The sequence below is a fragment of the Bacillus sp. NP157 genome, assembly GCA_018889975.1.
In the GTDB taxonomy this organism is placed as follows: domain Bacteria; phylum Pseudomonadota; class Gammaproteobacteria; order Xanthomonadales; family Rhodanobacteraceae; genus Luteibacter.
This window is the reverse complement of the sequence record CP076546.1, coordinates 1,180,703-1,197,731: the sequence shown is the minus strand read 5'-3', so window position 1 is coordinate 1,197,731 and position 17,029 is coordinate 1,180,703. Positions and strand designations below refer to the sequence as shown.

14 protein-coding genes are annotated in these 17,029 nt (G+C 67.1%); 5 read left to right on the top strand and 9 right to left on the bottom strand.

The features are described 5' to 3' along the window. Window positions 1-150: 150 nt before the first annotated feature. Window positions 151-1,740: an inorganic phosphate transporter gene (locus tag KPL74_05360; protein QWT21430.1), complete on the bottom strand. Its 1,590-nt coding sequence runs from the start codon at window positions 1,738-1,740 to the stop codon at window positions 151-153. Between the two features lie 106 nt (window positions 1,741-1,846). Between KPL74_05360 and KPL74_05355 the strand changes: the two genes are divergently transcribed. From KPL74_05355 to KPL74_05345, 3 genes are all read left to right on the top strand, one after another. After that, window positions 1,847-2,662, top strand: coding sequence for a CHAD domain-containing protein (locus KPL74_05355; GenBank protein QWT21429.1), 816 nt, complete (start codon window positions 1,847-1,849; stop codon window positions 2,660-2,662). A gap of 35 nt (window positions 2,663-2,697) precedes the next feature. Beyond that, the gene (locus tag KPL74_05350; GenBank protein QWT21428.1) at window positions 2,698-3,444 is read left to right on the top strand and encodes a DUF1080 domain-containing protein; all 747 of its coding nucleotides are present in this window, start codon (window positions 2,698-2,700) and stop codon (window positions 3,442-3,444) included. A gap of 335 nt (window positions 3,445-3,779) precedes the next feature. After that, the gene (locus KPL74_05345; protein ID QWT21427.1) at window positions 3,780-5,087 is read left to right on the top strand and encodes a hypothetical protein; all 1,308 of its coding nucleotides are present in this window, start codon (window positions 3,780-3,782) and stop codon (window positions 5,085-5,087) included. A 165-nt stretch (window positions 5,088-5,252) separates the two neighbouring features. Here the strand turns inward: KPL74_05345 and KPL74_05340 are convergent, their stop codons facing one another. Beyond that, a complete protein-coding gene (locus tag KPL74_05340) occupies window positions 5,253-5,492 on the bottom strand; it encodes a hypothetical protein (GenBank protein QWT21426.1) in 240 nt (79 codons plus the stop codon). Window positions 5,493-5,668: 176 nt separating this feature from the next. Here KPL74_05340 and KPL74_05335 point away from each other — a divergent pair, with 176 nt between their 5' ends. Further along, the gene (locus KPL74_05335; protein QWT21425.1) at window positions 5,669-6,580 is read left to right on the top strand and encodes a LysR family transcriptional regulator; all 912 of its coding nucleotides are present in this window, start codon (window positions 5,669-5,671) and stop codon (window positions 6,578-6,580) included. 8 nt (window positions 6,581-6,588) lie between these two features. Here the strand turns inward: KPL74_05335 and KPL74_05330 are convergent, their stop codons facing one another. From KPL74_05330 to KPL74_05315, 4 genes are read right to left on the bottom strand one after another with little or no spacing between them, the layout of a single operon-like run. Beyond that, complete coding sequence (locus KPL74_05330; protein ID QWT21424.1) at window positions 6,589-7,716, bottom strand: hybrid sensor histidine kinase/response regulator; 1,128 nt, start codon at window positions 7,714-7,716, stop codon at window positions 6,589-6,591. Next, entirely contained in the window at window positions 7,716-8,285 is a 570-nt protein-coding gene (locus KPL74_05325; GenBank protein ID QWT21423.1) for a chemotaxis protein CheB, read from the bottom strand. The genes KPL74_05330 and KPL74_05325 overlap by 1 nt, the downstream gene beginning before the upstream one ends. After that, window positions 8,282-9,112 carry a protein-glutamate O-methyltransferase CheR gene (locus KPL74_05320; protein ID QWT21422.1) on the bottom strand — a complete coding sequence of 277 codons (831 nt, stop codon included), beginning with the start codon at window positions 9,110-9,112 and terminating at the stop codon, window positions 8,282-8,284. Before KPL74_05320 ends, KPL74_05325 begins: the two co-directional genes overlap by 4 nt. Further along, entirely contained in the window at window positions 9,112-12,219 is a 3,108-nt protein-coding gene (locus KPL74_05315; protein ID QWT21421.1) for a response regulator, read from the bottom strand. The genes KPL74_05320 and KPL74_05315 overlap by 1 nt, the downstream gene beginning before the upstream one ends. A gap of 183 nt (window positions 12,220-12,402) precedes the next feature. On the opposite strand from KPL74_05315, the gene bla reads away from it, so the two are divergent. Then, window positions 12,403-13,329, top strand: coding sequence for a class A beta-lactamase (gene bla / locus KPL74_05310; protein QWT21420.1), 927 nt, complete (start codon window positions 12,403-12,405; stop codon window positions 13,327-13,329). A gap of 18 nt (window positions 13,330-13,347) precedes the next feature. Here the strand turns inward: bla and KPL74_05305 are convergent, their stop codons facing one another. From KPL74_05305 to KPL74_05295, 3 genes are read right to left on the bottom strand one after another with little or no spacing between them, the layout of a single operon-like run. Beyond that, complete coding sequence (locus KPL74_05305; protein QWT21419.1) at window positions 13,348-14,757, bottom strand: hypothetical protein; 1,410 nt, start codon at window positions 14,755-14,757, stop codon at window positions 13,348-13,350. Next, the gene (locus KPL74_05300; protein ID QWT21418.1) at window positions 14,735-15,679 is read right to left on the bottom strand and encodes a carbohydrate kinase family protein; all 945 of its coding nucleotides are present in this window, start codon (window positions 15,677-15,679) and stop codon (window positions 14,735-14,737) included. The genes KPL74_05305 and KPL74_05300 overlap by 23 nt, the downstream gene beginning before the upstream one ends. Next, complete coding sequence (locus KPL74_05295; GenBank protein QWT21417.1) at window positions 15,661-17,028, bottom strand: APC family permease; 1,368 nt, start codon at window positions 17,026-17,028, stop codon at window positions 15,661-15,663. Before KPL74_05295 ends, KPL74_05300 begins: the two co-directional genes overlap by 19 nt. Between the last annotated feature and the right edge of the window lies 1 nt (window position 17,029).

Below are 17,029 nucleotides of genomic sequence, written 5' to 3'. Positions count from 1 at the left end.
TCTGATTAGCCTTTAGGAGCCCGCCACCTCGTTGGCTGGCGGAGCGATGTAAAGGCTAATCGAGGTGCCGATGGGCGTCTGTCAGCAAACCGGCCGATCGTTTGCAGGCGAAACCCGACAGCGTCAGCGGCATTCCCCGACGAAGCGCGCTCAGACGAAGACGTGGCGCAGCATCCAGAACAGGCACGCCGCCAGCGCGATCGACACCGGCAGCGTCAGCACCCATGCCAGCAGCATGTTGCGCACCGTGTTCCATTGCAGCCCGGATCCGTTCGCGGTCATCGTGCCGGCGACGCCGGAAGACAACACGTGGGTCGTACTGACTGGCAGCCCGAAGCGGTCGGCGGCGCCGATGGTCAGCATCGCGACGACTTCGGCCGACGCGCCCTGCGCATAGGTCAGGTGCTGCTTGCCGATCCTCTCGCCCACGGTGCGCACGATGCGCCGCCAACCCACCATGGTGCCCCGGCCCAGTGCGATGGCAACCGCCACCTTCACCCAGGTCGGGATGAACTTCGTCGATTTGTCGAGCAGGCCGTGGTAGTTGTCCAGCACCGCCTGGTCGTCCGCCGAGAACGCTGGCTGCTTTGACTTCGCCATCAGGCGCAGCGCTTCGGAGCTGAGGTACATGTTGTTGCGCACGTTGTTGATCTCGTGCTGCGGCACGTCGGCCAGCGAGCTACGCTGCCCGACCTGGCCGGCAATCGTGCTGGTCAACGCGGTGAGCGCGGCCATCGTCTGCGGCGTGGCGTCATGGGTCTGGATGTAGTGCTCGATTTCGCTGCGCGGCGAGCCGCTCACGGTCGCACCCTGTGCGTATTTCGACAACGTCTCGCTGGCGTGGTGCGCCACCGAGACGAAGGTCTGGGTCTCGTCCGCGGTCACCGCCTTGTTCAGTGCATAGGCGCTGGGCACGGTGCCGATCAGGATGAGCATGATCAGGCCCATGCCCTTCTGGCCGTCGTTCGAGCCGTGGGCGAAGGACACGCCGGTGCAGGTCAGGATCAGCAGGCTGCGCACCCAGAACGGCGGCGGTTTGTCGCCGTGCGGTTCGGCGTAGAGCTCAGGCACCTTGACGAAGGTCTTCAGCGCGAGCAGCAGCAGGTACGCCGCGGCGAAGCCGATCAGGGGTGAAAACAGCAGGGACTTGCCGACGCTCAGCGCCTGGCTCCAGTCGACCGCCGCGTTGGCGTCGCCCGGGTTCATCATCTGGTTCATGATGCCAACGCCGATGATCGAGCCGATCAGCGTGTGCGAACTCGACGAGGGCAAACCCAGCCACCACGTGCCGAGGTTCCAGATGATCGCGGCGATGAGGAGCGCGAAGACCATCGCGAAGCCGATGCCCGAGCCCACGTTCAGCACCAGCGCGATGGGCAGCAGCTGCAGCACCGCGTAGGCCACGGCGCCACTGGAGATCAGCACGCCAATGAAGTTCCAGCTTCCCGACCAGACCACGGCGAAGGTCGCCGGCAGCGACCGCGTGTAGATCACGGTGGCGACGGCGTTCGCGGTGTCGTGGAAGCCGTTGACGAATTCGAAACCGAGGGCAATCAGCAGTGCGATGCCCAGCAATACGTATTCGAAGGTCGGCCCGGTCGGCGCGACGGTCAGGTCGTGGCCTAGCTGGGAGCCGACATAGATGGCCGCGGCGAGGAGCACGCCGCCAAAGACAACGAGGCTGACCAGGCGGGTCTGCGGGGACCCTGCGGCCTGTTCGGTCAAAACGGTGCTGTTCATCGCGTGACTCCCATCGGGACCCGCCCAGAACTAACAAGCCCGTGTGACCATCTGGTGTCAGCCCACGTGACGCCGCGGCGGCGTCCGCCGTGGTATATACGACCGGATGCCTCCGAATACCGTGAAGCCCAGCATTCCTACCGCCCTGGCCCTGTTCGCCTCGCGCGAATGCCGGACCATCGCACGCGCCCTGGCCAACACCAAGGACCGCCACGGCGGGATCCACGCGGCGCGTAAGGGCCTGCGGCGGCTGAAGAGCCTGCTGCGGCTGGGCGCGGATGTCTTCGGCGAGCCACTGGCTGACATCGAAGCGCGGATCGGCAAGCTGGCCCGCGGCCTGTCGCCCCTGCGCGACGCCCACGTCGCGGTGACCCTCGCCCATGGCCTGGCTGGGCCGCGCCCGTCGCCTGCATGGGCCGCCGCGATCAGGACGTTGGAAAATAGACGCGACGGCCGCCTGGTCGAGGCCCTGCACAAGGATCCGCGGTTCCTCAAGCGCAGGCATGAGGTGCGCGACATCGGCGACCTCATCGAAAAGCTGCCGTGGCGGTCGGTCAAGCGCGGGCTGCTGGAAGAGGTGCTGAAGGCCGGCCATCGCCGCGTCGAGCGCGCTGGCAAGCGCGTGCGCAAGGATGCCGCGCCGGCCAGCCTGCACCGTTGGCGTCGGCGTGCCCGGAGGCTGCGAATGCAGTTGCAGTACTGGCGCCGGGTCCTGCGTGCCGCCGGCAAGCCGGCGCCGCATCACGCGAAGCAGGACAAGGCCGCTACCCGTGCCATGGCGAAGCTGTCCGACGCCCTTGGTGCGAAACAGGACCTGCGCTCGCTGCGCTCGCACCTCAGGGCCCTGCGCGAACCCGCCTTGACGGCGCCGCTGGTCGAACAGGTCGGCGTGGCGCTCAAGCAGTACCGCAAGGTCGCCTGAAGCCTATCCAGAATATCCCCCACCGGAGTCGCCCCATGCTGCGTGCGTGTTCGAAGGCCCTAGCCCTCGCCTGCCTCATCGCCCTCCCCGTCCACGCGGCCGACTCGCCGAACACGCTTTCGGATGCCGAGCGCGGCCAGGGCTACAAGCTGCTTTTCGACGGCAAGAGCCTCGCCGGCTGGCACTCCTTCCAGCAGAAAGGCACGGGCAAGGACTGGAGCGTCGCCGACGGCGCCATCCGCCTGGACCGCGACCTGAAGGCACCGGATGCGGATTTCGCCGACCTCGTCACCGATGGCGAATACGAGAACTTCGACCTGAAGCTCGAGTGGAAGATGACCGCCTGCGCCGACGCCGGCATCATGTTCAACGTCAGCGAAGCGCCGAAGTATCGCAATACCTGGGAAACCGGCCCGGAACTGCAGGTCGCCGACCTGGTCTGCACCAAGCCCGACAGCTACACGCTCTACGAGCGCTCGGGCGACCTGTTCGACCTGATCTCGTCGGACATCGAAAGCGTTCGCGAGCACGGCAACTGGAACCAGGTCGAGATCATCGTCGACCACGGCCACGTGCAGTTCTTCCAGAACGGACACAAGACGGTCGACACGACGCTCTGGACGCCCGAATGGAATGCGCTGGTGGCGAAGACCAAGTTCGCGAAGATGCCCGGCTTCGCGAAGTTCCAGCGTGGCCACATCTCCCTGCAGGGCGGCGAGGACAAGGGCACGCCGCCGATCCAGATCTGGTTCCGCAGCATCCGGATCAAACAGCTAGGCTGACTACTGACCACGTTGTCACTACGGGACAAGGACGTCCTGGTCCACCGATTCCGTGCTCTCGCGGTGCAACACCGCGATCGACGCCGCTGTCGCGACAGGTAATCGATTTCACGCGGCAAATCGCGCTGCGCCGCGCCATTGCCGGCATGCCAGCGGTTCACGAACCCTGTCACAAAACCAGCATCTTCGAATAGACAACGTTGTCATCCGGGACTAAACCGGACAAATCCGGCCGTCAGCAAAACCGTGCGTCAGTGCCACGGGGGCAGGCGAGGCAGGCGCCGGCAACAGGGGAAAACCACCTTCGGCAACACCATCTGGAACGGAGATTCATCATGCACGCAAGCGCAGGTGTTCGGTCTCGTTTTCTGCTCGGAAGCTGTACTGGCACGCTCGGCGTCGCCATCGCCCTGGCCCTTTCCGCCGCCGTGCCCATGCGTGCCGCGCATGCCGCCACGGCCTGTGCCGCCGCATGGGGTGCGGGCACGGTCTACACCGGCGGCAACGTCGCCAGCGAGAACGGTGTGAACTACGTCGCCAACTGGTGGACCCAGGGCAACGACCCCGCCACCAGCAGCGGCGCCGCCGGTAGCGGCCAGCCGTGGACCTCGCAGGGTGCCTGCAGTGGCGGCGGCAGCACGCCACCGACCGATCCGCCGCCGACGGATCCCCCGCCGACCAATCCGCCGCCCGGCGCCGGCACCGTGTTCTTCAGCCCCTACAAGGACATCACGATCAACCTCGACTGGAACACCAACATCATGTCGACGCTGGTCACCGGCACGCGCATCCCGGTGGTGGGCTCCGGCAGCCTGGTCTCCACCCAGGTACCGAACCTCGGTGCGATCACCCTCGCCTTCGCCAGCGGCGAATGCGGCTCGGAGAACTGGGGCGGCGTGCCGGGCCAGGCCTTCGCCGACGCCAACATCGCCCGGCTGAACTCGGCCGGCATCAACTACGTCGTGTCCACCGGTGGGCAGGCGGGCGTGTTCAGCTGTGGCAGCGCCACCGGCATGGCGCAGTTCGTCGCGCGCTACAACAGTGCGCACCTGGTCGGCATCGACTTCGACATCGAAGGAGGCCAGACGCCCGCGCAGCTGTCGTCGCTGGTCAGCCAGGCCGTGTACGCGCAGAGCATCTACCCGAACCTGCGCTTCTCGTTCACCCTGGCGACGCTCGCGGCATCCGATGGCAGCTTCGGTGGTTTGAACGGCACCGGTGACACCGTGGTCAAGGCGGTGAAGGCCTCGGGCCTGAAGAACTACACCATCAACCTGATGGCGATGGACTACGGCGCGGCCGGTAGCGGCGTGTGCGTGGTGAAGAATGGTGCATGCGACATGGGCCAGTCCGCCGTGCAGTCGGTGATCAACCTGCAGCACACGTACGGCATCCCGGCGAGCCAGATCGAAGTCACGCCGATGATCGGCGTCAACGACGTGTCCAGCGAAGTGTTCACCACGGCCGACATCGACACGGTGACCAACTACGCGGCGACCAACAAGCTGGCCGGCGTGCACTTCTGGTCGCTTGACCGCGATACGCCCTGCTCGCAATCCACCGCCTCGCCCACCTGCAACTCACAGCCTTCGACCACGGCGTTGCAGTACACCAAGCGCTTCCTCAGCAACCTCGGAAGGTAACGCCACCGTGTAGGAGCGCGCCTGCGCGCGATGTTTTTTCGTGACCGGTGCGGCGTCGTTTTTTTAGGACGATCGTCGTTTTTTAAAACAATCGCCTTCCATGGATTGATCGCCGTTTACGATTTCATCGCCCTGTCAGTTTTCGCGCGCAGGCGCGCTCCTACATTAAACGAGCTTTTCGCGGCGGTGGTCTTCGTCCATCCAGCCGACGCGGCGTTGCATCGCCCATTCCACTTCGCGGGCGGCTTCGTTGTCGATGTGTTTCCCGCGCAGCATGGCGAGCACTTCGCGATCGTCGATGCCGAGGATGGAGGCGCGGGTGACCGAGCCGGTGATGCCCTCGGCGGTAAGCTCGTCGAGCACCGTGCGAAGGTTGGCGCGTCGATTCAATTGGATCGTATCCATGCACGGTACCGCTGGCGGGAAAAGCCAGGGTGCTGGCTCGGGATGCGGCGCCGAGGTTAAGGAACGCCGTGTTCCGTGTCTTACGTATTCCTACCTAGCGCGGTGAAGTCGTGCAAGGGATGGCACGCTGTTTGCCGTAGGATGGCCGCCAACGCAGACGTTCGAAGGGGTCGAACATGTTGTCGGAGGACGAACTGGCCTTGCTCGAGGCCATCCGCGAGACGGGCAGCCTGTCGCGTGCCGCGGCCCGGCTGGGCAAGGCACCCTCGACCTTGTCGCACGCCGCGCGGCAGCTGGAAGACCGGTTCGACGCCCTGCTTTTCGATCGCCGCCGTTACCGCCTGCAACTCACGCCTGCCGGCCAGTTGCTCGCCAATGAAGCCGCGCGACTGATGCAGGACGTGTCGCGGCTGGCCCAACGCGTCAAGCAGGTCGCTGGCGGATGGGAAGACCGGCTCGCCATCGTCACCGACGAGCTGCTCGAGTTCGACCTGCTGTTCCCCTCGATCCGCGCGTTCGACGCACTGGGCTCGGGGGTACGCCTGCGTTTTACGCATGAAGTGCTGGGCGGCACCTGGGAAGCCTTGCGCGACGGCCGTGCCGACCTCGTCGTCGGCGCCACCAACGAGCCGCCCGCCATCCCGAAGCTGCGCTGGCACGAGCTCGGCGTCATGGAATGGGCGTTCGCCGTCTCGCCGCGCCATCCGCTGGGCAAGGCGAAGGAACCACTGGACGCCGATGCGGTGGCCAGGCACCGTGCGATCGTCGTGGCGGATTCATCGCGTGGCAGCACGCGCGGCTACGGCACGCTGGGCGGTCAGCCGACGCTGGCGGTGCCGAGCATGCGTGCCAAGATCCTCGCCCAACGCGACGGCCTGGGCGTCGGGTGGGTGCCCCGCCAGCGGGCGAAGGCATTGCTCGATAGCGGTGAGCTGGTCGAGAAGCGGATGGCCGATCCGCGCGAGCCGAATACCCTGTACGTGGCCTGGCGCGGCGATACCGAAGGCCGTGCACTGGCCTGGTGGATCGAACAGTTCCGCCAGCCACGGCTGGCCAAGCGCCTGATCCACGGCCTGCCGGTCGCCTGACGCCGCCTTTAACGCACGGCGTTACGCGGCATCCGTACGACGAATTCCACGCCATCGGCGACGTTCGCCGCGGTGACGCTGCCGCCGTGGGCGCGGACGAACTGATCGACGATGTACAAACCCAGGCCCAGCCCGCGGCTCTGGTGGAAGTTGCCCTTGAACGGTTCGAAGATGCGCTGGACGAGGTTGGGCGGAAGCGCGCCCGCATTACGCAGGACGATCGACAGCGACGCGGCATCGGTGCCGTCCACGCTCAGTTCGATCGGCGCGCTGCCGAGGGCGTACTGCACCGCGTTGCCGAGCAGGTTGGAGACCACCTGGCCTACGCGGGTCGAGTCGAAGTAACCCAGCGTGTTGCCCGTCACGTGGAGATCGATCGAACGGGTGGGATGGGCCTGGCGGATTTCTTCGGTGGTCGCCTGGGCCAGTGCGCCCAGGTCGTGGTTGGCCAGGTCGAGCACGACCACGCCCGAACGGATCCGCGAAAAATCCAGCAACTGGTCGATCATCCGCGCCATGCGCCGGGCGCTGGATTCCACATGGTGCGCGGTACGCGCCAGCGGGCCGTCACCCACCTCCTCGCGGATGCGATCGGCACACAGCGTGATCGCCGACAGCGGCGTGCGCAGGTCGTGGGTGAGCACGGCGATCATTGCTTCGTTGAGCTGCAGCGCGCGCTCCAGCCGGGCGTTCTGCGCCTTCAGCTGCTGCCGCTGCTGATAGAGCTCGACGAACACGTCCACCTTGCCCTGGATCACCCGCGGGTCGATCGGCTTGTGCAGGAAGTCCACCGCACCGGTTTCGTAGCCCTTGAACGAACGGGCCGGATCGTTCGGCGATGCGGTCAGGAAGATGATCGGCACGTCGCGCGTGCGCTGCGAACCGCGCATCAGCTCGGCCAGTACGAAGCCGTCCATCTCCGGCATCTGCACGTCGAGCAGGGCCAGCGCCACGTCCTGCACCAGCAACAGTTCCAGCGCTTCGGGCCCCGAGGAGGCCTTGAGGATGCGGATGTCGTCGCGAGAGAGCAGCGCCTCCATCGCGATCAGGTTCTGCGGCACGTCATCCACGATCAGGATGTTCGCCAGCTCGCGCTGCGCCACCGGTTCGTCCGGGAGGGTCATCGACAGGTTCATCAACGGAGTTCTCCAAGGCGGCGGCAGAGCTCGCCAAGGGTAGCAATGGCATCGGCACCGGCATGCGCAATCGCGGATGCCGGCATGGTGGGCGCAACGGCTTCGTCCGGGTCCTGGACCCAGGCGATGCCGCCTTCGCGGCGTACGGCTGCCAGCCCCGCGCTACCGTCGCTGCTCGCGCCGGTGAGGAGGATGGCAAGCAGGCCGTCGCCAAAGACCTCGGCGGCGGATTCAAACAGGGGGTCGATCGCAGGCCGTGAGTACAGCACGGCTTCGTCGCGCGACAACGCCACGGTCTCCCGATCCTCGACCAGCAGGTGGTAGTCCGGCGGTGCGAACAGCACCACGCCCGGGCACAGCGGTTGCTTGTCCTGGGCCTCCGCCACCGGCAGCGCGCAGGTGTCGTCCAGCAGCGCGGCAAGGCCACTGGGACGGTCACGCGGGATGTGTTGCACGACCAGCACCGGCGCGCCGAAACCGACCGGCAGGCAGGCGAGCAACTCGCGCAGGGCGTGCACGCCCCCGGCGGAAGCACCGATCACCACGGCCTGGGGCCAGCTCGCGCTCATCCGCCCACCTTGCGATACAGCCGCTGCTGCGGTGCGGTCGCTTCGAAATCGCCCGCGTGCGCGCCAAATTGCAGCGATTCCTTCGCACCGAGGCCAAGGAAGCCGCGGCGGACCAGCGAATCGTGGAACAGGCCCACGGCACGGTCCTGCAGGTCACGGTTGAAATAGATCAGCACGTTGCGGCACGAAACCAGGTGCACCTCGGAGAACACCGCATCAGTGGCGAGGCTGTGGTCGGCGAACACCACCTGGCGGCGCAGGCGGCGGTCGAACACGGCGCCGCCGTAGCCGGTGGTGAAGTAGTCCGAGAGCGAGCGATGGCCGCCGGCCGCCTGGTAGTTGCGGCTGAACGTCGCCATCCGGTCCAGCGCGTAGACGCCGCTTTCCGCTGCTTCCAGCGCACGCGGATTGATGTCGGTGGCGTAGATCACCGTGCGTTCGAGCAGGCCTTCTTCTTCGAGCAGGATTGCCATCGACCACACTTCTTCGCCGGTGCTGCAACCGGCGACCCAGACCTTGATCGATGGATAGGTCTTCAGCACCGGCACGGCATGCTCGCGCAGCGCGGCGAAATAGGACGGGTCGCGGAACATCTCCGAGACCTGCACCGTGAAGTACTGCATGGCCTCGGCGAAAAAGGCCGGCTCGTGGATCACCCGATGCTGCAGGTCGCTCAGGCGCTCAAGGCCGTAACGCGACATGGCATGGCGCATGCGCCGGCGCAGCGAGCTCACCGCGTAATGGCGGAAGTCGTAGTGGTAGCGCAGGTAGACCGCTTCCAGCAGTACCTTTAGCTCCAAGTCGAACAGGTCCGATTCGGCTGACATCATCGCCTCGAGCACCACACGCGACACAGCGACACCAGCTTGTCGATGTCGATCGGCTTGGCGATGTAATCGTTGGCCCCGGCTTCGATGCAGCGCTCACGGTCGTCCGCCATCGCCTTGGCGGTCAGAGCGATGATCGGCAGGTCCGTCCAGCGGCGGTCGGCGCGGATGTGGCGCATCGCGGCCAGCCCATCCATCTCCGGCATCATGATGTCCATCAGCACCAGGTCCACTTCGGTGGCTTCCAGCCGTTCGATCGCTTCGCGTCCATTGCGCGCGATCTCCAGGCGCAGGCCGAGCGGTTCCAGCACGCTGGTCAGCGCGAAGATGTTGCGCACGTCGTCCTCGGCGAGCAGCACGGTACGCCCGTCGAGCATCGCGTCGCGCTTGCGTGCCTCGCGCAAGAGGCGCTGCTGGTCGGAAGGCAGCGAAGCCTCGACGCTGTGCAGGAACAGGGTCACTTCGTCGAGCAGGCGCTCCGGGGAACGCGCCCCCTTGATGATGATGCTCTTGGAATAACGGCGCAGCTGCTGCTCTTCCTCGCGGGTGAGCGAGCGGCCGGTGTAGACGATCACCGGCGGGAACGCGAACGCTTCGCTGGCCGCCATGTGCGCAAGCAGGTCGTAGCCGCTGCCATCGGGCAGCACCAGGTCCATCACCAGGCAGTCGAAGGTCGCCGTGGCCAGCTGGTCGAGCGCGTCGCGGATGCTGCCCACGGCCACGATCTCGAGCTGGTCGCGCGACAGCAGCAGGGTGAGGTTGTCGCGCAGGGAGGCGTCGTCCTCGACGATCAGCAGGCGGCGCATGCTGCGCTGGTGGCGATCTTCCAGCTGGGCGATGGCGTCGACCAGGTGTTCGCGTGTGGCCGGCTTCAGCAGGTGGCCGATCGCACCGAGTTCCATGGCGACCTGTGCGTGTTCCGTCGCCGAGACCACGTGCACGGGGATGTGCCGCGTCGCCGGGTTGCGCTTGAGCCGTTCCAGCACGCTGAGGCCCGAGACATCGGGCAGGCCGAGGTCAAGCAGCACGCCGCTGGGCGAATGCGTGGCCGCGAGGCTGAGCGCTTCGTCCGCGGTGCCCGCCACGATGCAGTCGAAATCGAGGTCGTGGGCCAGGTCGACCAGCGCGCGGGCGAACACCACGTCGTCTTCCACGGCCAGGATCAGGCGGCCGGGGCGCTGCCGTGACGTGCGGTCGTCGGGCACGCTGGGGACGCTGGCCGGCGACGGCGACGGCGCCGACGGGGCGGCTGCGGCTGGCGCGCTGCGTGGCGGCGCCATGAAGGAAGCGACCTGTGCCGGTGCGGCGGCCGGCGGCTCGCTCGCATGGGCGCTTCCGTCGACCGGCAACTCCAGGGTGAAGGTGCTGCCCTGCCCCGGTTCGCTGGCGACGGTGATGTCGCCACCCATGCGCCGGGCAAGGTCGCGCGAGATCGACAGCCCAAGGCCTGAACCGCCGAATTTGCGGCTGGTGCTGCCGTCGGCCTGGCGGAACGCCTCGAAGATCACGTCCTTCTGCGCCGCATCGATGCCGATGCCGGTGTCGGACACGGTGAAGCGGACGCGCTGGCCCGGCGCGGCTTCCACGCGCAAGGCGACTTCGCCGCGTTCGGTGAACTTCACCGCGTTGGCAACCAGGTTCTTCAACACCTGGCGCAGCCGCTGTTCGTCGCCGTTGAGCTGCACCGGCGCGCCGGGCGCGGTCTCAAGACGCAACGACAGGCCCTTCTGCCCCGCCAGCGGATCGAAGGTCTCGCGCAGGCGGGCGAGTACGCCATCCACGGACAACGGCTCGGCAACGATCTCGACGTGCCCGGCTTCGATCCGCGACAGGTCGAGGATGTCGTTGATCAGCGTGAGCAGGTCGTTGTTGGAGGCATGGATGGCACCCGCATAGCGAACCTGTTCGTCGCTGAGGTTGCCGTCCTTGTTGTCGACCAGCAGCTTGGCCAGGATAAGCGAGCTGTTCAGCGGCGTGCGCAGCTCATGCGACATGTTGGCGACGAATTCGGACTTGTAGCGGCTGGTGGCTTCCAGCGAACGCGCATTGCGGGCGAGGTCGGCCTGGGCGCCGACCAGGGTCGCGCGCTGGCGCTCGAGTTCGTGCGTGCGCTCTTCCAGCTGCACGTTGGTCTGTTCCAGCTCGGCCTGCTGGGCCTCGAGCGAGGCGTGCGAAAGCTGCAGGTTACGGGTCTGCTCTTCGAGCTCTTCGTTGGAGACGCGCAGCTCTTCCTGCTGGGTCTGCAATTCCTCGCCCTGGCGCTGGGTCTCTTCGAGCAGCTCGTCCTGGCGCTGGCGCAGCGAAGCCGTACGCAGCGCGACGCCGATGGTTTCACCGGTACGTTCGAGCAGCTCGAGCACGGCATCATGGATCGGCGTGTCGCCACTGCGACCCAGTTCGATGACGCCGACCGGCCGGCCCGCCGCCGTCACCGGGACGAAGAACGCCTCGGCGGCCGGCGTGCGGCCCATCGACGAGGCGACGACGAGATGATGGCCGGTCAGGCCGCCCACGCGCCGCACGTTGCCATCGGCCATGCTGTCGCCGAGCAGGCCACCCTTGCGCGGCAGTGAGAGCGGCTGATCGTCCGGCAGGCCGACGCCGCCGCTCAGTATCAGCCGGTCGCCCTGCACGCGGTACAGCGCGCCGACCTGGGCGTCGAGCCGGGCGCACAGCGCGCGCACCGCATGGGCACCGACTTCGTCCGGGCTCTGCTCACCGCGCAGGGCGTGCGCCACCGCGTTATGGCCCTCTTGTAGCCACAGCATCCGCTCGGCCGCATGGCGGGCGCGCAGGGCCTGGCTCACCACCACGGCGATGATCCACAGCGACGCAACGCCCATTGCGCGATTGGGTAGCGCGAAACCCGCGGCTGCCGATGGCGGCGACAGCTTGAAGCCGATCACGACCAGGACCGAGGCGACCAGCGCGACGATCAGTGGGATATCGCGGCGTGACTGGAACAGGGTGAGCCCGACGGCTAGGAAGTAGAAACACCACACCGAGTAGCCGAGCGGGGTCACGACATCGATGCCGAGCGTCGCGGCAAGGATGACGACGACCGCGGTCCAGATGCTGCGATCGCGGGCTAACTGCTTCTGGCTCATCGGAAAACGGCATCCCCTGTGGATCAACGCCAGGCCCGTCGGCCGGGCACAACCGGAGAAAGGTGCCCATCGCGGTGTAAAACAGATGTGATGACGCCGCCGCCCTCGAATCGCCCGAACTGCGCCACGGGCAGGCTAGCGACCTGCCGATAAGCTGCGTCGACCTTTTCGCCGGACTTCTCCATGTTCATCCAGCTGCTCCGCGGCACCGCGCTTGCCCTCGTCGCCTCAACCGCCCTGGCCGCCGCGCCGCCGCCGGCACCGGCGTCCCTGCAAAATGGTCTCCAGGCCATCGCCAACAAGGCGAGCCCGGGCACGATGGGCATCATGGTGCTGGACCTGAAGACGCACGCGACTACCCGCGTCAACGCCGATCGCCCCTACCTGATGATGAGCGTGTTCAAGGCGCCGATCGCCGCGGCCGTGCTTGCGAGGGTCGACGCGGGAACCCTCGCGCTCGATCGGAAGGTCCGGCTGGTTCCCGCCGACATTGTCGACGGTTCGGCCGTGCCATCAGTCGGCGCGCAGCTGAAGGCAGGTCCGCGCGACTACAGCGTGGACGAACTGCTCCATGCCGCGGTGACGCAGAGCGACAACACGGCGGTGGACGCCCTGCTCCGCCTGCTCGGCGGCGGCGCCGAAGCTACCCGGTACCTCACCGGCAAAGGCGTACGCGGCATGCGCATCGACATGGGCGAACGCGACCTGGCCACCCAGTTCACCGAGAAGAGCGTCGCGGCGGTGCTCGCCAGCCACGTCAACAGCACGACGCCCGATGGCGCGGTGGACTTCCTGCGCATGCTGCAGGAAGGCAAGCTGCTCTCGCCGGCCTCCACCACGAAGCTGCTGGGCATGATGACCGCGCAGGTGATTCCCAACCGCATCCGCGCCGGCCTGCCCACCGGCTTCCAGCTGGCCGACAAGACCGGCACCAGCGGCAGTCGCGATGGCCGCATGGCGGCATTCAACGACATCGGCATCGTCACGGCGCCGAATGGCGACAAGCGCGTGGTCGTGGTTTTCCTCGCCGACGCACCGGCCACGCCCGAACAGGCGACGGCCTGGTTCGCCGAGGTCGGTGGCCTCGTCGCCGCCGACATGCAGAAGTAATCGCTTAGAAGCAATCGCTTAGCGGAACACCGGCCCCTGGCACAGGCACTCGCCATCGTCACTGGCGTGGCCAAGCAGGGCGTCCAGCAGCTCGGCCGTCGGCGTCCACTCGCCGATGGCCGGATGGATCAGCATCGCCTTGCGTGCACCCAGCCTCGAACCGTCGAGCACCGAGGCGATCGCCGCGCGCTCGTAAGCCTTCACCGAGCGGACCAGGCCGGCGACCGGGTCGGGCAGCGCAGCCAGTTGGCGCGGCTCGATCCGGTCCAGCGAGACGTCGCACAGGGTTTCCACCACGTCGGCATCCGGCACGTCGGGAATCGCGCCACGATTGCGGGTATTGACGACGATCGGTGCCGGCTTCGCGCCGGTCAGCGCGCTCATCACGTCGATCGCGATGCGGTGGTATCCCGTGGCCACCCGGAACGGATCGCCGTCGAGGCTCACGCCCTGGTCGAACGCCGAACCACCTTCGGCTTCGAGTTTCATATAAGAGCCGGAGCGCTGGTTGAGGTAAGCCGCGTAGATATCGACCGCCTCGTCGCCATGCCCCGCGGCCAGCCGCGCGCTCAGCGACGCGAACAGATCCTCGTTGAGCCGGGCGATTTCCGCGCCACGGCTGCCACCCTGGCGGCGCTGGTTGAGCAGCGCACGGCGCCGCTCGTAGTAGAAGAACAGGTACTCGGTGGGGATCATCCGCAGCGTGCGGATCATGTCGGTGTCGAACAGCGGCGCGAGATACAGGCTGCGCAGCAGCTCGTCGTTGTCCAGCAGCGTGTCGATCACGTCCGTGCCACGCACGCGCACGCCACGCACCCAGCCCAGGTGGTTGAGGCCGACGTAGTCGCACTCGACGTCTTCGAACGGCTCGCCGAGCGCGCGCGCGATGTTGTGGAACAGCTCCGTCGGTGTATCGCAGATACCGACGATCTTCGCCTTGCTGTGGTCGTTCACCGCCTGGGTAATCAGCCCCGCCGGATTGGTGAAGTTCACCAGCCACGCATCGGGCGACAGGCGTTCGACCAGCCGCGCCTGCTCGATCGCCACCGGGATCGTGCGCAAGCCCATGGCCACGCCGGCGGGCCCCGTGGTTTCCTGGCCCGGGTAGCCGTGCTCGATGGTCACGCGCTCGTCTGCCGCACGGCCAGTGATGCCACCGATGCGGATGCTGTTCATGACGAAGTCCGCGCCCTCGATCGTCTCTTCGATCGAGCTGGCCCCACGCAGTTGCAGCGCACCGCCGAAGCGCCGGACGATGGCGTTGCCCAGCGCGACCATGATCCGCAGGCGCTCGGGGTCCGGGTCGTACAGCACCATCTCGGAGGCACCAAGCGCCTCGGCGGCCTCGTTGACGCCGAACACCACCAGGGGCGAACGCACGCCACCGCCGCCAACCAAAGCGATCTTACGATCGGTACGTCTGTTCACGAAGGGTCCTTAACTGGGGGGAATGGGGCAGCGCCGCGAGGGCGCCGGCGGCCGTGCTGCACAGCGCACCGCAGATGCAGGCGCGCTCGAGCGCACGGCCAGGGGGTTCGTTGTCCAGCCAGCCATCGATGAGGCCGGCATTGAAGGCGTCGCCGGCGCCGGTGGTATCGACCACCTCGATCCGCGGCGGTGGCACGCTCGCCAGCGTGCCCTCGGCGGCCACCAGCGCGCCCTGCGCGCCCTGCTTGAGCACGGCACGGGGCAGCCCGTTATCGAGCGCCCATGCGATGTAGGCCTCGGGCGACGCGTCGCCGCACAGCAGCGCGGCCTCGGCCGCGTTCGGCAGGAACAGGTCGATCTCGCGGATCGTCGCCACGTTGGCGGGATCGCGCAGCCAGCCAGGCGAATGGCCGACGTCGAGCGAGATGCTGCAGCCGCTTGCGCGGAGCACCGGCAGGATCGCCTCGGCCAGTTCGCGCGACAACGGCATCGCGAAATGCACATGGCGTGCCGCGGCGAGGTCGGCGATCACTGCGGGCACGCCGAGTAGTTCCGCCAGGCCGCGGTTCGCGCCCGGGTAGGTGAAGAACGTACGGTCATCGCGCATCGATACGCTGACCGTGATTCCCGTGCCGTCACCCTCCAGGCGGATCCCGCCCATGCCGACGCCGAACTCACCGAGCCGGTGTTCGAACCAGTCGAAGTCGGCGTCGCCGATCAGGCCGACCAGGCGCACGCGCCGGCCCAGCCGAGATAGCCCGCATGCGGTGTTGACGCTGCCGCCACCGAGCTCGCGTACGTAGCCGTCCGCCACGACTTCTTCGCCTGGCCGTGGCCAGTGCGGGAAGCCGGTGAACACGTGGTCGGCGAAGATTTCCCCGACGACCGCGACGTCCCAGGGTTTCATCGGGGAAACGGCCACGTACGAGTACTCCGCGCTTGCCACAGGAAAAGAAGGCTACCGACCGCGATAGCGACGATGGCCGTGACGAAGGTCGACACGCCACCGGTGGCGACCAGGTAGAGCCAGCCCACCACGCTGACCACGATCGGCAGCGGGTACAGCGGCATGCGGAACACGTCGGCCGACACCTTGCGCCGGCGCAGCGCCACCACGGCGAAGCACTGGGCGATGTACTGGAACAGGATCTGCACCACCATCAGCATGCTGATCAGTCGCTCCAGCGACAGGAAACACGCTAGCGCGGACGTCACGCCGACGAACAACAGCGACACCGTGGGGAACCCCCCGCGCGGATGCAGGCGGGCAAACGGCCGGAAGAACTGGCCATCGGCCGCAGCCGCGTAAGGCACGCGTGAGTAACCCAGCAGCACTACCAGCGCCGAACCCCAGCTCGCGACGAGGATCAGGACGACGGCCAGCGTGCCACCCCAGTGGCCATGCACGGCCTGCATCAGGTCGGCGACGACCGCCGTGGAATGCGCCGCGGTTTCCCACGGCAGCACGCCGAGGATGCTGACGTTGAGGCCAAGGTAAAGCACCGCGACCAGCGGGATCGACACCAGCACGGCCATGGGAATGGTCCGGCGCGGCTGTTTCACTTCACCGCCGAGCATGCACACGTTGTTGTAGCCGCCGTAATCGTAGACGGCGATCAGCGCCGCGGCACCGAGGCCCAGCCAGAAGCCCTTGCCCGAGGGGACCGGTGCGTCCATGAAATGGCGTGCCGTTGCCATGTCGAAATGGGTGATCCCGGTGACGATCACCCATGCGCAAGCCGCGACGACGGCGACCGTCACCACCACCGACAGTCGCTGGATATCGCCGACCTTGCGATAGAGGATCGCCGTGTTCAGCAGGCAAAGGCCCGCCGCGACCAACACGTGGCCTGCATCGCCCAGCGCAGGAAAAAGGTATCCCGCGTACTGCGCGAAGCCCACCGCCGCCGAACCGATCGACAGGGGCGCCGTCAGCAAGGTCTGCCACAGGTAAAGGAAACCGAACAGGCGACCCGCACGCTCGCGACCGTAGGCTTCGCGAAGGTAATGGTAGGGACCGCCCGACTCCGGCACCGTCGAACCGAGCTCGGCCCAGACCAGGCCATCGCAGGCGCACAGCAGCGCGCCGGCGATCCAGCCCAGCAACACCGCCGGGCCCGCCAGCGCGGACAACGCCAGCGGGATCGTCACGAACGGGCCGATCCCGATCATGTTCAGCACGTTGGCCGACAGGCCGCCCCAGAAGCCGATGGCTCGTGGGGGCAGCCCGTTGGCGACCTGCGGCGTGGCTAGGGAATCCCGGCGATGCATG